The 17,649-nt window shown below is 53.6% G+C and carries 12 protein-coding genes and 2 pseudogenes; 11 read left to right on the top strand and 3 right to left on the bottom strand.

Annotation, left to right across the window (positions count from 1 at the left end; genetic code table 11):
• Nucleotides 1-24: 24 nt before the first annotated feature.
• Nucleotides 25-3,639 (top strand): autotransporter domain-containing protein, encoded by a 3,615-nt coding sequence (locus tag ACR0NE_RS21135; protein ID WP_170598771.1) that lies wholly within the window; start codon nt 25-27, stop codon nt 3,637-3,639.
• Between the two features lie 305 nt (nt 3,640-3,944).
• Here the strand turns inward: ACR0NE_RS21135 and ACR0NE_RS21130 are convergent.
• Together ACR0NE_RS21130 and ACR0NE_RS21125 are read right to left on the bottom strand one after the other, a co-directional pair.
• Nucleotides 3,945-4,567 (bottom strand): annotated as a pseudogene (locus tag ACR0NE_RS21130) (IS6 family transposase); the annotation flags it as partial.
• 443 nt (nt 4,568-5,010) lie between these two features.
• Nucleotides 5,011-5,790 (bottom strand): MOSC domain-containing protein, encoded by a 780-nt coding sequence (locus ACR0NE_RS21125; RefSeq protein WP_170598767.1) that lies wholly within the window; start codon nt 5,788-5,790, stop codon nt 5,011-5,013.
• A 399-nt stretch (nt 5,791-6,189) separates the two neighbouring features.
• On the opposite strand from ACR0NE_RS21125, the gene ACR0NE_RS21120 reads away from it, so the two are divergent.
• From ACR0NE_RS21120 to ACR0NE_RS21075, 10 genes are all read left to right on the top strand, one after another.
• On the top strand, nt 6,190-7,509 hold the full coding sequence (locus ACR0NE_RS21120) for an extracellular solute-binding protein (RefSeq protein WP_170399683.1): 1,320 nt from the start codon (nt 6,190-6,192) through the stop codon (nt 7,507-7,509).
• Between the two features lie 79 nt (nt 7,510-7,588).
• Entirely contained in the window at nt 7,589-8,536 is a 948-nt protein-coding gene (locus ACR0NE_RS21115) for a carbohydrate ABC transporter permease (protein WP_170403466.1), read from the top strand.
• Complete coding sequence (locus ACR0NE_RS21110; protein WP_010442361.1) at nt 8,533-9,471, top strand: carbohydrate ABC transporter permease; 939 nt, start codon at nt 8,533-8,535, stop codon at nt 9,469-9,471. The genes ACR0NE_RS21115 and ACR0NE_RS21110 overlap by 4 nt, the downstream gene beginning before the upstream one ends.
• Nucleotides 9,468-9,656: a hypothetical protein gene (locus ACR0NE_RS21105; protein WP_170399676.1), complete on the top strand. Its 189-nt coding sequence runs from the start codon at nt 9,468-9,470 to the stop codon at nt 9,654-9,656. Before ACR0NE_RS21110 ends, ACR0NE_RS21105 begins: the two co-directional genes overlap by 4 nt.
• Before the next feature lie 2 nt (nt 9,657-9,658).
• The gene (locus ACR0NE_RS21100) at nt 9,659-10,756 is read left to right on the top strand and encodes an ABC transporter ATP-binding protein (RefSeq protein ID WP_170598764.1); all 1,098 of its coding nucleotides are present in this window, start codon (nt 9,659-9,661) and stop codon (nt 10,754-10,756) included.
• Nucleotides 10,749-11,741, top strand: a complete 993-nt coding sequence (locus ACR0NE_RS21095) for an ABC transporter ATP-binding protein (protein ID WP_170598761.1) — start codon at nt 10,749-10,751, stop codon at nt 11,739-11,741. Before ACR0NE_RS21100 ends, ACR0NE_RS21095 begins: the two co-directional genes overlap by 8 nt.
• An 11-nt stretch (nt 11,742-11,752) precedes the next feature.
• The gene (locus ACR0NE_RS21090; RefSeq protein WP_170598758.1) at nt 11,753-13,375 is read left to right on the top strand and encodes a dihydroxyacetone kinase subunit DhaK; all 1,623 of its coding nucleotides are present in this window, start codon (nt 11,753-11,755) and stop codon (nt 13,373-13,375) included.
• Nucleotides 13,376-13,382: 7 nt separating this feature from the next.
• The gene (locus ACR0NE_RS21085; protein WP_170598755.1) at nt 13,383-14,441 is read left to right on the top strand and encodes a LacI family DNA-binding transcriptional regulator; all 1,059 of its coding nucleotides are present in this window, start codon (nt 13,383-13,385) and stop codon (nt 14,439-14,441) included.
• A gap of 27 nt (nt 14,442-14,468) precedes the next feature.
• On the top strand, nt 14,469-15,524 hold the full coding sequence (locus tag ACR0NE_RS21080) for a sugar phosphate isomerase/epimerase family protein (RefSeq protein WP_170598752.1): 1,056 nt from the start codon (nt 14,469-14,471) through the stop codon (nt 15,522-15,524).
• Nucleotides 15,524-16,678, top strand: coding sequence for a Gfo/Idh/MocA family protein (locus ACR0NE_RS21075; RefSeq protein ID WP_170598749.1), 1,155 nt, complete (start codon nt 15,524-15,526; stop codon nt 16,676-16,678). Before ACR0NE_RS21080 ends, ACR0NE_RS21075 begins: the two co-directional genes overlap by 1 nt.
• Nucleotides 16,679-16,766: 88 nt before the next feature.
• On the opposite strand, the pseudogene ACR0NE_RS21070 reads toward ACR0NE_RS21075, so the two are convergent.
• A pseudogene (locus tag ACR0NE_RS21070) lies at nt 16,767-17,474 on the bottom strand (IS6 family transposase).
• Nucleotides 17,475-17,649 lie beyond the last annotated feature (175 nt).

The raw sequence follows: 17,649 nt of genomic DNA, 5'->3' as shown, positions 1-17,649 counted from the left end.
GACCACTCTTAAGGGGTGAACAAGATGTTACGAGTAAGCGGTTTGAACCGCAAAGCGCGCCGTCGTACAGCGGCACTTTCCAAAGCGCAGACGAGCAAATACCATCAAGGAAAATCCGCTGCATATCGCGCTTTCGCTGCTCCAGTTGCTGCCGGTGCGATAGGTTTGGGTGCATCGATTGGAGTGGCAACTCCTTCGATCGCGCAAACGGTTGTTCCCCCATCAAACGGTCCGTGCAGTGTTGCGGGTGACCTCGCCACCTGTACGGGAGATGTTTCAACGGGTGTTCAGGCAAACGGGCCGGCAATCGAAACGCTCAATATCAATAACGTGACTGCTCCGGGAATTGCACCAGGCGGTGGAACAGACGGAGTGGCTTTCAGCACACCAACAGGTAACGTAACCCTTAACATCCAGACGAATGGAACCGACGGCATTGTCACGACGGGGAACGGCGCGGATGGGATTGTTGTGGATGCGGACGGCGACGGGGATGTTTCGATCACATCGACGGGCGAAATTGCAACCGACGGACGTCGATCCTTTGGCATTCGATCCGATCTTGAGGGTGACGGTGCCATTTCGGTTAACTCGACCGGCAATATCACGACATCCGGACCCAGCAGAAGCGCCGGTATCGGCGCTACTCAACAAGGTGGTGATGGCGATGTGTCAGTGGTTTCAGCGGGTCGTATAAGCACATCGGGCAGCCGTTCAGACGGAATCTACGCCAATCAGGACGGTGGAGACGGCACGGTATCGGTCAACTCAGCGGGCGATATCAGCACAATTCGAAATCGATCAACAGGCATCACCGCTCTTCAGAGTGGCGGCGAAGGGGATGTCTCGGTGGTGTCGAATGGCAATATCTCAACGGCTGGAAACAACTCTGGCGGTATACTTGGACAGCAAAGCGATGACGATGGCGATGTCGCGATCCTATCAACCGGAAACATCACAACAGAAGGAAACAACGCGAACGCCGTCTTGGCGCGTCAAAATGGCGGCGATGGGGATATCTCCATTGAATCCGAGGGCAACCTCTCGACTTCTGGAAATAACGCCCGCGGGATCTTTGCACGGCAAGACGACGGTGATGGCGATATCACGATCCGCTCGACCGGAAATATCACAACAGCTAGCAACAACGCTGATGGCATCTTTGCCCGCCAAAGGGGTGGAGACGGAGATATCAACGTCACTTCGTCGGGCAATATTTCGTCCGCAAGGGACGGCATCCGCGCGCTTCTGACCAATGATGGCGACATTACAATTTCGAACCGGGGCGATGTCAGCGGCGCAGCAGCGGGCGACGGTATCAACGCCACGGTGAATGGCGCTGGTGATGTCGTCGTCGACAGCATCGGGGATATTACTGGCAGAGAATACGGGATTTACGGCGTAGCAAATGGAACAGGCAACGTAACGGTCAATTCTAACGGCAACATTTCTGCTGAAGAAGAACATGCGATCTTTGCTGACGCGGAGGACGGGAATGTGACCGTCAATGTGACGGGCGACGTCCAATCCCGCGATAGCGATGCAATTGATGTGGAAACCGGCAGCCCCGGAGGTGTGATTGACGTCACTGTGGTGGGCAATATCACTGGCGATGCGATCGGCATTGACGCTGATGCCGAGGACTCCGGTGATATCAACATTCAGGTCACAGGTGATATCCGCGCCGGTTCGGATGACGGCATCGAAGCCGAAGTTGATGGTGACGGCGACATCTCGATCACGATGAACGGTGATATCGAAACAAGCGAGCACGGGATCCGCAGCTTTGTTGCTGGTGACGGAAACATCTCGGTTGAAGCGTCGGGTGACATAGCGGCTGATAGCATTGATGGCATCAACGCAGAAATAGACGGAAACGGTGATATAACCATTACGGCAACCGGTACCATTAATGCCGAAGTTGACGGAATCTTCGCCCATGTGACCGAGAACGGCAACATAAGCATAACAAACGCTGCATCCATAACCGCAAGAAACGACGAGGGAATTGACGCCGAAATCTTCGGAGATGGCGATGTCTTCATTAGAAACTCGGGGCGGATAACCTCTCGCGAAGACGATGCGATCGAAGTGGATGTCGAGGGAAGCGGCGACGTCAGCATTGTGAACTCTGCCCGGCTTACCGCCGATTCCGACGCGATCGATATCGAACTAAACGGTGACGGCGATGCTCGTGTGACCAACAGCGGGGCGTTGCGTTCGCTGGACAATAACGGGATCGAAGTGGACGTGGACGGAGCCGGTTCAATTACCATTGTGAACACCGGAAATATTGATGCGTTCGAATACGGTATCGAGATCGAAGATCGCGACAACAACGCCGCTGCAATAATCACAAACTCCGCCCGCATCACCGGTCGAGAAGGCTTTTCCATCGTATATGGCGGCGATGGGAACGACACGTTGAATCTCGAGCCCGGCTCGATTCTGAACGGATCGGTCGATTTCGGCAATGGCAACGATGGCATGGGGGGCACGAACCCGAATGACATTGACACGTTGAACTTTGCGCGCGGCATGAATTCGGTTGTAAATTTTGCTGATGCATCGGGTGACGATAATGACCTCGCATCCGCCCCCGAAGTCGTCAATTTTGAAGGGGCCGGCGTTGTGGCCAACAATGGCCTCACTGCGGTTTCGGTGGATACGACGGGATTCGCGGCCCAAGGTACTTTTATCAGCGATCTCACCGACGCGGTGTTCAATACGATTGACACCGCCAGCCCCTATGCGCCCGGCTCGTCCGGTGGCCAGGTTAGCAGAAACCTGGGTCCTTTCGGGTATGTTGAACAGGATAACGGCCCATATGTCTGGGGTTCAGCCTTCGGAGGAGATCGCGATGTTGAAGAAGACGGTTCAAATCTTGGATTCAGCCATCGTATGTACGGTTTCGTAGTTGGTGCCGAGACGAGTGAATTTATCGATAACAGCGATTTTGGTGTTCTTGTCGGATATGACGACAGCCATGTCTCGCTGGATCAAGACGCAGGAGATACCGATATCACGTCATATTTTGGGGGCGTTTACCTCGAAAGGGACTACGGACGATACAGCCTCAACGCAGCGCTTCTTGCTGGCGTAACCGACAATGAAGCGACCCGAAACGTTGATGGCGGCGAAGCGAAAGGCGATTTTGACGGCACGTTCGTTTCGCCATCGCTCTCGATCTCGGCACCCATCAACGCCTTGTCAATTCCTGCCTTCTTCAGTGCACGCGCAAGCTATGTCTTTCTGAAACTTGATGAATATACCGAAACAGGAACCGCGTATCCGCTGACTGTCGAAGATCGGAACGTTTCGCTGTTCAACACGCGGGCTCAATTGAACTTGCCCCGCCTCTACGAGGCCGCAAATGGATCGAGTACCTACCTGAACTGGGCCGTTGGAGTAGATGCAACTTTTGATGCAGGATCCGACGATGTGGACGCAATCGTAGCAGCGACACCCTTTTCTTTCGTAGCTTCAACAGAAGATGAAGCTGCAGGGTTTCTTGGCTTTACGCTTGAACATACCTCTGCAGATGGAAACCGATCGATAGGCTTCAGCGGCGAGTTTCAATCAACCTTTGGTGGTGGATCCAGTGTTGTCGGAGAACTCACAGCTTCCATAAGGTTCTAAACCAACGAATTGCCGTATTGTTTGGTCAAATGTTGGTTCTTAACAGCTTCTTCAAACTGACCGCCTGAACGTGGGAGCGTCTGTTTAGTTTCGTCACGCATGTCCAAGCCATCTACGCCTACGAAATCACACGGACTTTTTTGTATTTTCGAATCTAGCCGTAGGCGTCGACCGCGAAGGTCGGATTTCGCCTCCGCTACCGGATAGGTTTGCAACTGCAGAGAATGTCAGCCTCCCGCCCTTCGGGACCAAAGTGCTGTCAGACGAATTCGAACCAGTCTCAGTTTGCCACGGAAACCGCGAACCTACCCGGAACAAAGTTGACGCCACTCGCTAAGAGCAGCGACGCGGGTCAGCTTGACGGTGTCTCGGCTGGCTAGCGATCTTTCCTGTTTGAAGTGGTTGTATACGGAGGAATGGACGGCGGCGAATTTCTGCAGACTTCGCATGCGCACGAAACGTTGCATGGCGCGTTCACGCCGTCGGAAAGGAAGGTGTGAATTCTCGACTCGGTTGTTAAGCCACCTGCCCGCCTGTTGTTTTTCGGTAGCGCCAAGCTCTCCAAGAGCGGCCCGGTACGATGCGAAGCGATCCGTGACGACGGTTTCCGCTTTACCGTATCGCTACATCAATTTCTTGGGGAATTTCAGTGCTGCTGCTTTGTTTCGACGTTTGGTAACGATTGCTTCGAGCACTTCGCCCTCATGATCGACGGCCCGCTAGAGGTAGTGTCTCTTGCCATTCGCCTTCACGAAAACCTCGTCCACGTGCCCTTCCATTTGGAGTATGCTCTGAATAGCTGAACACGCTTTCTTCGGATCTCAGCAGCAAACATTGGGCCAAACCTGTTCCACCAATACCGGACAGTTTCGTGGCTCACGTCGATGCCTCGCGCGTGCAACAAATCTTCGACATTCCGAAGCGCAACGCCGGGTGGACAAAGAGGCGCCGCGGGACTGATCGGTAGATTGAGGTTGTTCAACGACTTCAACACCGGAACCCATGTTCTCCCATGGACGTCAGCAATCCCGATCTTCATGCTTTCAACGTGGAAGCTGCCATAGGTTACGTTCTGAAGGAAGCAGGACCCGAGGTCGCAGCCCAATATCAATATAGTGTGCAAAGATTGCAGCCCGGTGAACGCCGGATTTTTTACAATGCAGTTTTGGGACAGAGGAGGTCCTACTCAGCGCGGTACAAGACAGGCCCTCCTAAGTTCAAAAAGTCGTAGCAGAATTTCTCATTGCGAAGCGAAATGATGTAACGCCTCAAATGGCAGAAATCGCCGCTTTGCTGAGAGTAGACACAAATCATTTGAGAGAACGCGGGACAAACCGCACGGGGTTGCTACTTTGGCGGTGTGAGTAACATTCAATTTAAGATTTCCCCAGTTTGGCCGACTCTCAACGTTCCGCCTTTAGCAACCTCAACATAGACACCCATGTCCGTATGACCCATCAACACCCGAATTTGATAGGGTATCTTCATGTCCCGCTCGGCCGTTTCCGGGTTCACTTCAGTGGCTGCACACCTTTTCGTACGTGAAAGTATCTTTAACTCAACATCGCCAAATCTGAAAACTGATCCAGTTTCATCCAACTCAGAAAACGGAGGTAAACCGTCCATCTCGATATTCGCCCGGAAGCGCGCTGGGTGGATTTCTGCGTTCAGTTTTTCACCCAACTTTTCCACAGACGCCAAATTTAAAACGGATATCGCGTTCATCATTTTGGGTGATACGACAGACACATCTGTAAACCGATGAGGAGCCGACGAAACGAATATTGGCGGTTCGGGATCTTTTAAGCCGATCTCTGAAGAAAGGAAATTTGACGCATTTTTCCGATCTTCTGCAGCTTGCATGCTAAAGCTGTGTGTTTTGCCGCTCGCTTTGATCACAAGATCTTGGGTCTCAATATCAAAATTCGTCTTAACACCTGCCAGAGCAGCCTCATTTAATAGAACAACAAAGCGATCTTTCGGCAGAGGCTGAGGGTTCTGTGCGTTAAATCCGGAGTTGTAGCGCGCGAACCCGAAAAGGCGATCACCTGGAATCCCCTCCCCTGCTCGCAGCGTCACGGTTTGCATAGGCTCGGCACTCAATCCTTTAATTGGATAGCGGTTCAATCTGACGATAGAGAGTGTGTTCATACGTCTGCACCTGACCAAACGAGTTATACACGTTCCCGAGTGGTCCGCGCTATTCGACGCTACCTCCAATTCTCTAAGGTATCGACCAAATAATCTGTGAGTGCTTCAGCAGAGGGTTCGCTAAACGCGTTGGCCGCATGATGGCCGCGATTGTAGGCTGTGCCAATTTTAGTCGATAGAGCCATTTAATACCTCGCTGACGAGAATAGATGCGTATCAAGGCGAATAAACAAATTCTCATATAATCAACGACTAAGAAGCAAATTGAACGTTCCTCTCCGCCATTTTGAGGTACGAACCTCAAATATTTCTGGACTTGAGGTGCGTACCTCAAATAGCCTTATAGACACGCCGCGATTCGCACATCCTCGAATGACGGCGCAAAAAAGGGAGGAATGGATGACTTACACAAAACTGGCTTCGGCCAGCGCAATAGTCCTTGCCGCTACTACTCTTTCTACCAAGGCAAATGCTGAAGACCTGACGCTCTGTTGGGCTGCATGGGACCCGGCCAACGCGCTTGTTGAGCTATCAAAAGAATTCGAAGCAGAATCCGGCCACACGATGAACTTCGAATTTGTTCCCTGGCCAAACTTTGCCGACCGGATGCTGAACGAGCTGAACTCTGGGGGTAAGCTCTGCGACCTGTTGATCGGAGATAGTCAGTGGATCGGCGGGGGCGCTGAAAACGGCCATTATGTAAAACTGAATGATTTCTTCGATGCCGAGAGCATCAGCATGGACGATTTCGCGCCGGCAACGGTTTACGCCTATTCGACATGGCCTAAAGGTACTCCGAACTACTACGCATTGCCCGCAATGGGGGATGCAAACGGCTGGTTCTATCGCAAGGACTGGTTCGAGAATCCGGACATCCAAGCTGCGTACAAGGAAGCAACAGGGCAAGATTTGCGTGAACCTCAGTCTCAGAAAGAACTGCTGCAAATCGCGCAGTTTTTCCAGGGTCGTGAGATCGATGGAAAGACGGTCTACGGTGCGGCGATCTTTACTGAGCGTGGGTCCGAAGGGATCACCATGGGTGTGACCGGAGCGCTCTATCCGTGGGGCTTCAAATATGAAAACACACCAGGATCCTACGATATGGAGGGTGCCGTAAACTCGCCCGAAGCAGTCGAAGCGCTAGAGTTTTACAAAGAATTCTACAAAACAGCGACACCCCCAGGATACACAAACTCCTACATGGGAGAGAGCTTGGACGCCTTTAAGTCCGGTCAGGTCGCCATGGCTATGAACTGGTTCGCGTTCTTCCCAGGTCTCTATGCCGATCCCAATACCGGTGGTGACAAGATCGACTTCTTCGTGAACCCACCACAAAATCAGGCAGGCTCGACACTGGGCGGACAAGGTATCTCTGTTGTCAGCTACTCTGACAAACAGGACGCCGCGCTTGAGTACATTAAGTGGTTCGCGCAGCCAGAAGTTCAGGCCAAATGGTGGGAACTAGGCGGCTACTCAGCACATAATTCGGTGCTGGAAGATCCTGGTTTCGTAGACAGCCAACCGTTCGCCGGTGACTTCCTGGAAGCAATGGCCGGGGTGCAGGATTTCTGGCAAGAGCCTGCCTACGCGGAACTGCTGCTGGCAATGCAGAAGCGCATCCACGACTACGTGGTTGCCGACCAAGGCACAGCTCAAGAAGCGCTTGATCTTCTGATCGAAGATTGGACGGAAGTCTTCGAAGACGAAGGCAAGCTTTAGTCCGGACACAGGCAGGAGCGGGTGCAAACCCGCTCTACCTTCACCCGTAAGTCCTAAACCAACAAGAACTGGCAAAGAGATGTCTGACAGGACCGTAGATCGCGTTGCGCAGGCAACGCCCGAGCGAGTTGCGCGAAAAATTCGGGGGTTATCCGACCGCGCGATCGCCTGGATATTCATCTCCCCAACGATATTTCTACTGCTGGCGATCAATATCTTCCCTTTGATCTGGACCATCCAACTGAGCTTTACCAACTACAAGGCCAACCGGATCGGGCGCGAGGTCAAAGATGTCGGGTTCAGGAATTACGAGCGCATCCTGACAGACTCGGACACATGGCTGAACATGCAGGCCACCGCACATTTCCTGTTCTGGACGATCTTTTTCCAGGTCCTGATCGGATTTACTCTGGCGTGGTTGATCAACAAGAAATTCAAGGGCAACGATCTTTGGACCACGATCATCGTGCTGCCGATGATGCTGTCCCCGGCCGTTGTCGGAAACTTCTGGAAGTTTCTCTATCAGCCTCAGATCGGCCTGTTTAACTACATCGTATCGTGGTTTACCGGCAAAGACCCATCGAGCTTTGAGATGCTCGGGTCCGTAACGCTGGCGCCCTGGTCCATCGTGATTGTCGACACCTGGATGTGGACCCCCTTCGTGATGCTCATCTGTCTGGCCGGGCTGCGCAGTATTCCCGATTACATCTACGAGGCAGCTGAGATCGACAGGGCCAGCAAGCTGCGCCAGTTCTTTACGATTACCATCCCGATGGTCCTGCCATTCCTCATGTTGGCGGTGCTGTTTAGAGGGATCGAGAACTTCAAGATGTTCGATCTGGTGGTGCAACTGACGGGCGGCGGGCCAGGGTCTGTTACGGAGCTGACCTCCATCAATTTGAAGCGCGAAGCCTTTGAGAAATGGCGCACGGGTTATGCCTCGGCCTATGCGATCATCCTTTTCGTCACCGTGTTCGGCCTTGCGTCGATCTACGTCAAAGCCCTGAACAAGGTGAAACAGAGATGAGCAGTTTTTCCGTCACCGAACCTTCGAACCGTTCAAAGTGGATCGCCGGGTTTCTGGTTATCACCTACGCGCTGATCACGATGATCCCGCTGGTTTGGATTTTGCTAACTGGCTTCAAGTCTCCAGCCGATGCGATCAGCTACCCACCCAAGGTTGTCTTTGATCCAACGCTTGAAGGCTATGTCAATCTCTTCACCACTCGCACACGGCAGACGCAGGAGTTCCTGGAAGCCAACCCGCCACAGAACTGGGCCGATGAGATCGTGCGCCAATATGACATGGTGATTGTCGGACCATCCAAATTCGGTGAGCGCTTTATGAATTCGGTTATCATCGGATTTGGCTCGACGTTCCTAAGCATCTTCCTTGGCACCTTGGCTGCTTATGCATTCAGCCGTTTCAAGGTGCCGCTCAAGGATGACCTTCTGTTCTTCATCCTCAGCACGAGAATGATGCCCCCGGTCGCCGTTGCGATCCCAATCTTCCTGATGTTCAGAAACCTCGGTCTAAGCGACACGCATTTGGGGATGATCCTTCTCTATACGGGTGTGAACATCTCGTTGGCTGTTTGGCTGCTGAAAGGGTTCATCGACGAAATCCCGCGAGAGTACGAGGAAGCGGCACTAATAGACGGCTACACGCGGTTTCAGGCGTTTTACAAAGTTGTACTGCCGCAGGCTGCGACGGGTATCGCTTCGACAGCGATCTTCTGCCTTATCTTTGCATGGAACGAGTATGCGTTTGCCGTGTTGCTGACATCCGCGAATGCGCAGACCGCGCCGCCCTTTATTCCCACCATCATCGGGATCGGTGGGCTGGATTGGCCTGCAGTTGCGGCTGGTGCCACGATCTTCCTGATTCCGGTCATGATTTTCACCATCCTGATGCGCAAACACCTGCTGCGCGGGATCACATTCGGAGCGGTGCGCAAATGAGCGAGTTTCTATCAGGATTAATGCGTTTTCGCCGAGGCCCATGGGAGATGGTCGCGACCATCCTCATCGCGGTCGGCGTATTTATGCTGATGCAACCGTTCGTCCTTTGGGCGTTCACTTATTCCTTCATCGTTACGCTGATCGGAACTGTCATGTTCATCATCGTCAGCCATTTTCCGGAGTAGAAATGGCCCAGATCGTTGTCAAAAACGTAAAGAAGATGTTCGGCGATTTCACCGCTGTGCGGGAAAGCTCGTTCACGATTGAAGATGGTGAATTCTTCATGCTGCTTGGTCCATCGGGCTGCGGCAAAACAACGACGCTGAGGATGATCGCAGGCTTGGAGCTTCCAACATCGGGTGAGATCTATCTCGACGGCGAAGAAATCAGCCAGCGACCCCCATCAGAGCGAGACATTGCATTCGTGTTCCAGATGTTTGCGCTGTATCCCCACATGAACGTGCGCAAAAATATCAGCTACCCCCTGATATCGCAGGGCATGCCGCGTGCTGCTGTAAAAGCCAAAGTAGAAGAAGTCGCGGGAATTCTGGGGATCAACGACATCCTCGATAGCCCGGTAGGTGGACTGTCGGGTGGCGACCGGCAGCGCGTGGCGCTGGGCCGCGCGATCGTTCGCGAACCCAAGGCATTCATGATGGACGAACCGTTGGGTGCCTTAGATGCCGAGTTTCGAGAACACATGGCCGAAGAGTTACGCGCGCTTCATGACCGTATGGGCGCAACCACTGTTTACGTGACACACGACCAGTTGGAAGCCATGCAAATGGGCGACAAGATCGTAGTGATGAACAACGCTGTGATTGAGCAATTCGGCACACCTCAGGAAATCTACGACAAACCAGCCACAATGTTCGTTGCAGATTTTATCGGGTCCCCTTCCATGAACTTCCTGCCGTTTCAAGGAAAGGTCGCGCCTGACTCGGAAATGGTTCGACTAAATGGCCATGACGAAGCCGTGCCCAAACTGATGGAGGGGGCGGAAGGTGACTTAGTTTTTGGGGTTCGCCCTGAGCATGTTTTTCTATCGGATGCGAGCGCCTACAGAGCCAAGGTTCTGGCGACAGAATATTTGGGAACCACCCAGATCGTGACGCTGCAAAGCCCGAACGGAGAGCTGAAAGCCCGGATTGATGCGCGCGAAATCGTAAATCCCGGCGAGACGGTGGGGTTAGAGTTCCGCTCACCCGCAGTAACACTGTTTGAAAAGGCCACCGGACGCGCGTTGAGGTCCGCTCTGAACGACGAGGTACTAAGTAATGGCTGAAGTCGTTTTAGAGAATATCTCGAAGTCATTCGGCAATCTAAAGGCGGTGGATGATATCTCAATGACGATCCCCAACGGCGCCTTTGTGGTGCTATTGGGTCCAACGGGCGCGGGAAAGACAACGACGCTGAGATTGATATCCGGACTTGAGAAACTGGATTCTGGAACCGTTCGCATTGCTGGAAGGGATGTTGGAATAGAAACGCCAGCCCAGCGCGATGTGGCTATGGTTTTCCAGCAATACTCACTGTACCCGCATATGACAGTGCGGGAGAACCTGTCTTTTCCTCTGAGGTCGCCGATCCTGAAGACGCCAGAGGATGAGATCAAGAGGAAGGTTAACGAAGTTGCGGACATCCTCCAGATTCCGCACAAGTTGAACAACAAAGCGACTGAACTGTCTGGCGGTGAAATGCAGCGCGTTTCAATTGGACGAGCGCTGGTGCGAGACCCCCAGATATTTCTGATGGATGAACCCCTCAGCTCTTTGGACGCCAAGCTTCGGGCGGATTTGCGGGTCGAATTAAAAAGAATTCAGGCGGATCTGGGATCGACCTTGCTATACGTGACCCATGATCAAGTCGAAGCCATGACAATGGCGACGCATATCGGCGTTTTGGAAAACGGCAGGCTGGTTCAGTACGGAACACCCCGGGGCATCTATGAAAACCCCGGTAGCGTTTATGTCGCCAGCCGGTTGGGACTGCCGCGGATCAACATTCTGCCTTCCGAGCTGTTCGGAGGCAATCACAAAGGTCCGCAAATAGGTCTTCGCCCGGAAAACATCATCGAAGGAGAAGGCAGCGAAGCGCGGGTAATACGCGCAGAGCATCTGGGGGATCAAACGCGGCTACACCTGGACCTGAACGGTCACCCGGTTGTGACCTTGATTGATGTACATCAGGATTATCCATCTGGAAAACTTATAAAAATCCGCCCACACAACCCGTTGTATTTTGACGCGTCCGGCGCGCGCGTGAATTAAGGAGCAAAAGCATGGCCCAGTTCCTCAACACAAAAGAAACTTTGGTTACAGAGGCCATAGACGGTCTTCTGGCGTCTTCCGGAGGGCAACTGACCCGGTTGGACGGTTACCCGCACATCAAGGTTGTTTACAGGTCGGATTGGGACAAGTCTAAGGTCGCCCTGGTATCTGGCGGGGGGTCTGGTCACGAACCCGCCCATGCAGGTTTTGTTGGCGCCGGTATGCTGACAGCCGCGGTGTGCGGGGAAGTGTTTGCATCCCCGTCAGTCGAGGCGGTTCTGGCGGGCATTCTTACGGTCACGGGTGAGGCTGGGTGCCTGCTTATCGTCAAAAATTACACCGGTGATCGGTTGAACTTTGGACTGGCAGCTGAACGCGCCCGTGCATTGGGCCGCAAGGTAGAGATGGTCGTTGTCGACGATGACATCGCCCTGCCCGATCTTCCGCAACCACGTGGCGTGGCGGGTACGTTGTTCGTTCACAAAATCGCCGGAACGCTTGCTGAAGACGGTGCTGACCTAGACACCGTTACAAATGCTGCAAGAAGCACCATTGCGAAGGTTGTCAGCATCGGTATGAGCTTGGACACCTGTACCGTTCCGGGATCTCCAAAAGAAGACCGGATCGCCCCCGGGAAAGCAGAGCTTGGCTTGGGTATTCATGGCGAGCCCGGTGTACAGCAAGTCGAGTTCTCAAATGCTGTATCGGCTATGTCCACAGTGGTGGAGAAGCTGAAGCAAAGGGTGGGGTCCGGGGATTGCGTGGCGTTGGTCAACAACCTGGGTTCTACAACTCCGCTAGAAATGGCTGTCCTTACGCATGCGTTGTCCGAAACTGGTTTTGCCCACCATATCATTGGCCCGGCACCCATGATGACGTCGCTGGATATGCACGGGTTTTCGGTTTCCATTCTGCCTGTGGATCAGGACGATTTGTCAGCCCTTGAAACACCCGTTGATCTGGCCGCATGGCCCGGGGTCGATTCCATCGGCCCGATCAAAGTGGCACCATTGCCTGATGGCCTGACCCCTATCGATCCAATTCCTTCGAACAATCCCACCACAAGGGAAACGATCACCCGGTTGTCTGAACTGCTCATCAACGCAGAGAAGAACCTTAACGAACTAGACGCGAAATCTGGAGATGGCGATACAGGAAGCACATTGGCGACTGCCGCAAGAGCATTGCAAGGTAGCCTTGACCGCATGCCGCTTGCTGATCTGACACAACTGTTTCCGGCGTTGGGCAATGAGTTAAGTCAGACAATGGGTGGTTCTTCCGGCGTGATACTCGCAATCTTCTTCAACGCAGCTGGAGATGCCTGTGCGAGCGGAGCATCGGTACCGAAATCTCTCGTCGAAGGACTGAAACGCGTCAGCCAGGTTGGGGGTGCCAAGGTCGGTGACAGGACAATGATTGACGCCCTAGCACCGGCACTTGCCGCGCTGCCATCTGGTCTGACGCATGCGGCCGAGGCTGCCCGCAAAGGCGCGAACAACACCGCAAATATTCGACGTGCTAAGGCAGGCCGCGCAGCCTATGTTCCCGAAGAAAACCTTGTTGGACATAACGATCCCGGCGCTGAGGCTGTTGCTTTGTTGTTTGAAGGCTTAGCGCGGGAGATTGAGGGCTGAAGAACACGTGGAAGACCAAAAACAAAGACTAGAATTGGTGAAAAAGCCAACCGTTAATGACATCGCGCGCGTTGCGGGTGTTAGCCTAGCGACTGTTGACCGGGTCTTGAACAGACGCCCCGGCGTGCGGGCGGTGACCGTACAGAAAGTACAAAAGGCGATTGATGAGCTGGGGTATGTGCGCGACACGGCCGCGGCCAACCTTGCGCGTAACCGAGTTTACAACTTCCTCTTTGTTCTGCCGGACACGGACAACGAGTTTGTGGAGGCAATCAGCAGTCAGATCGCAGAACAATCACGCGACCAATTTATCGAGCGGACTCGCATTGCAATAAAGAAGGTTGCTCCGTTTGAGCCCCAAGATATCGTCAACATTCTGGATGCTGTAGACAGTTTGGATGTAGACGGAGTCGCCGTTTTCGGGCCCGAAACGCCTTCTGTCCGGGATGCTGTTAAAAGGCTCAGGGACAAAGGCGTTCCGGTTGTTGCCCTGGTGTCTGACTTGCCGAGTTCTGAACGAGACCACTTTGTCGGTATTGATAACGTTTCGGCAGGACGAACCGCCGCTCAGCTAATGGGGCGATTTGTGCATCGTGACGGCAAGGTCTTGGTACTTACAGGATCCCGTTTGGCACGTGACCACCTCGAACGACGTCAAGGCTTTGACCTTGTTGTGGCTGAGGAATTTCCGCACCTCGAAGTCGTAGCATCAGTCGAGGGCCGAGATGACCCGGATCTGATTTACAGGATGATGCCCGAAATATTTGAAACCTATCCAGATCTGGTCGGAATATACTCGTCAGCAGCGGGTAACGCAGGCCTGATTCAATTCCTTTCAGAAAACAAGCTCAGCGAAGATCTGGTGATCATAGCTCATGAGCTTACACCGCTCAGTCGTGAGGCGGTCACGCTCGGTACATTTGACGCTCTGATCTCGCAAGACACTGGGCACATTGTACGTTCAGCCGTCCGCCTGCTGCGCGCGACTTCGGATAAGGTTCCGTTCAACAAAGCGCAGGAACGTATCCGCATCGACATCTATCTGAAGGAAAATTTACCGCCATAGAGGCTCAGGTTTTGGGGAGGAGATTTTATGAAGACGATCAAAGGTCCAGCTTTGTTTCTTGCGCAATTTGCCGGGGACGAAGCGCCGTTCAATTCGTGGGACGCGATCACTAAATGGGCAGCTGACTGTGGATACAAAGGCGTTCAGGTGCCCAGTTGGGACGGCCGGCTGTTCGACCTGGAACAAGCCGCGTCCAGCACCGTTTACTGCGATGACTTCAAAGGTAAAGCCAAGGAAAATGGTGTCGAAGTCACTGAACTGTCAACGCACCTTCAAGGCCAGCTTGTGGCCGTTCACCCGGCCTATGACAGTGCATTTGACGGCTTTGCGGCCGAAAGCGTCAGAGGGAACCCGAAAGCCCGGCAAGAATGGGCAGTAGACCAGGTCAAGAAAGCGCTATCTGCTTCAAAAAACTTGGGTATTTCTGCACATGCGACATTCTCGGGCGCGTTGGCATGGCCTTATGTCTATCCTTGGCCGCAGCGCCCTGCCGGCTTGATTGAAACGGCGTTTGATGAGCTTGCGCGTCGTTGGGTGCCAATCCTTGATCACGCCGAAGACTGCGGCGTTAATGTATGCTACGAAATCCACCCCGGAGAGGACCTCCACGATGGTGTGACGTACGAGATGTTTCTGGAACGGACGGGAAATCACCCACGGGCCTGCATGCTATACGACCCGTCGCACTACGTGCTGCAATGCCTCGACTATCTGGACAATATCGACATCTATAAAGATCGGATCCGGATGTTCCATGTCAAAGATGCCGAGTTCAACCCAACCGGGCGGCAAGGTGTTTATTCCGGGTATCAAAGCTGGGTTGATCGGGCTGGGCGGTTCCGGTCGCTTGGTGATGGCCAAGTGGATTTCGGTGCGGTCTTCTCAAAAATGGCCGCGAATGACTTTGATGGCTGGGCTGTGGTCGAATGGGAATGCTGTCTCAAACACCCCGAGGATGGCGCGCGTGAAGGCGCTCAGTTTGTATCAGATCACATCATCCGTGTGACCGAGAAAGCCTTTGATGATTTCGCTGATAGTGGCGCCGACGAAGCCGCCAATCGTAAAATGCTGGGGATTGAGTGATGGTCACAGGACGGAGTGAAGAAACCTCGGGCCGCATTCGGCTTGGCATGGTTGGCGGCGGAAACGACGCCTTCATAGGGGGTGTTCATCGCATAGCTGCACGACTGGACGACAAGTTCGAGCTGGTCGCCGGTGCTTTGTCTTCGACGCCAGAGAAATCCATGGAAAGTGGGCAGGCATTGGGGCTCGAACGGGTCTATGAAGACTTCAAACAAATGGCAATCAGGGAAGCTCGGTTGAAATCTGGAATCGAGGCGGTCTCAATCGTCACGCCAAATCACGTTCACTATGCAGCCGCGCGTGAGTTCCTGAAGCGCGGTATTCATGTCATTTGTGACAAGCCACTCACCTCGACTCTTGCCGATGCAAAAAAACTGGTCAAAGCAGCAGAAAGCGCGAATGCCCTATTCATTTTGACCCACAATTACACGGGCTATCCGTTGGTTCGGCAGGCGCGTGAAATGGTCGCTAACGGAGATATTGGCAAGATCCGCGTGGTTCAGGTCGAATACCCTCAGGACTGGCTGACCGAGCAGCAGGATTTCAAACAGGCTGAGTGGCGAACCGATCCCGAACGCTCGGGCGCGGGTGGATCAACCGGTGACATCGGAACTCACGCTTACAACCTTGCTTGTTTTGTAACCGGGCTGACGGCGGAAAGCTTGGCGGCGGACTTGCAGGCCTTTGTGCCGGGGCGAAAAGTCGATGACAACGCGCACGTGTTGCTTCGCTTCGAAGGCGGAGCGCGGGGTATGCTGTGGTCTTCTCAGGTGGCTCCCGGCAATGAAAACGCACTTCGTTTGCGCGTCTATGGTGAGAAAGGTGGGTTGGAGTGGTCTCAGGAAGATCCCAACTACCTTTGGTTCACGCCATACAATGAACCCAAGCGGCTGATCACCCGAAATGGAGCTGGAGCGGGCGATGCTGCCAATCGGTTGAGTAGGGTCCCTCCGGGCCATCCAGAGGGATATCTTGAAGGTTTCGCCAATATCTATGGAGAGGCTGCTGAGGCAATCCAAGCTTTCCGAGGCGGGATTTCACCTGATACTTCGGTTGTCTATCCAACGGTCCATGATGGACTCAATGGTGTAAAGTTTGTAGCCGCATGCGTGCAAAGCTCTTCAAGGAATGCGGCTTGGGTCAAGTTAGAGTAAAGTCTGGCTGTGGGAAAAGAGCGGACATCTTAGAGGGTGCTGTCAAACGAATTCGAACCAGTCTCAGTTTGCGGCGGAAACCGCGAAACTATCCGGAACAAAGTTGACGCCACTCGCTAAGAGCGGCCGCGCGGGTCAGCTTGAAGGTGTCTCGACTGGCTAGCGATCTTTCCTGGTTGAAGTGGTTGTAGACAGAGGAATGGACGGCGCCGAGCTTCTGCAAACTTCGCATCCGCCTGAAACGCTGCATCGCGCGTTCGCGTCGTCGAAACGGCAGGTGCGAATTCTCGATACGGTTGTTGAGCCACCCGCCCGTCTGTTGCTTTTCAAGCGCGCCCATTTCTCTGAGCGCAGCCTTGTAGGAAGCGAAGCGATCTGTGACGATCTCTTCGGCGCAACCGTGCCGCTTCATCAATTTCCTGAGGAATTTCAGTGCTGCGGCTTTGTTTCGACGCTTCGTGACAACGGCTTCCAGCACCTCGCCTTCGTGATCAACAGCCCGCCAAAGATAATACCGCTTACCATTCACCTTCACGAAAACCTCGTCCGCGTGCCACTTCCATTTGGAGTATGCTCTCAATTGCTGAACACGCTTTCTTCGGATCTCAGAGGCAAACATCGGACCGAACCTGTTCCAACATTAGCAGTCGGTTTCGTGGCTCACGTCGATGCCTCGCTCGTGCAACAAGTCTTCGACATTCCGAAGCGAGAGCGGGAAGCGGATGTACAGCGTTACCGCAAGACGGATGATATCGGGACTGGTTTTGAAGTATTTGAAAGAGGCAGGTCTGGTCATGGGCAAAAGCTATGCAACACCCCTGCCCCGCTCAAGACAAGTTCTTCTGACAAGACCCCAACCCGATCCTCACCTCCGGTCCATGTTGATCCGCGCCCATGGCTGGACCCACGATCTGAAGTCCGGAGTTCAACTGATGGAAGTTGCGCGGCGTGAAAGCGTCCCCGGCGCTTTC

This window comes from Ruegeria sp. C9 (assembly GCF_056537585.1).
The sequence above is the reverse complement of the archived record's forward strand: the minus strand, read 5'-3'. Positions and strand labels throughout refer to the sequence as shown.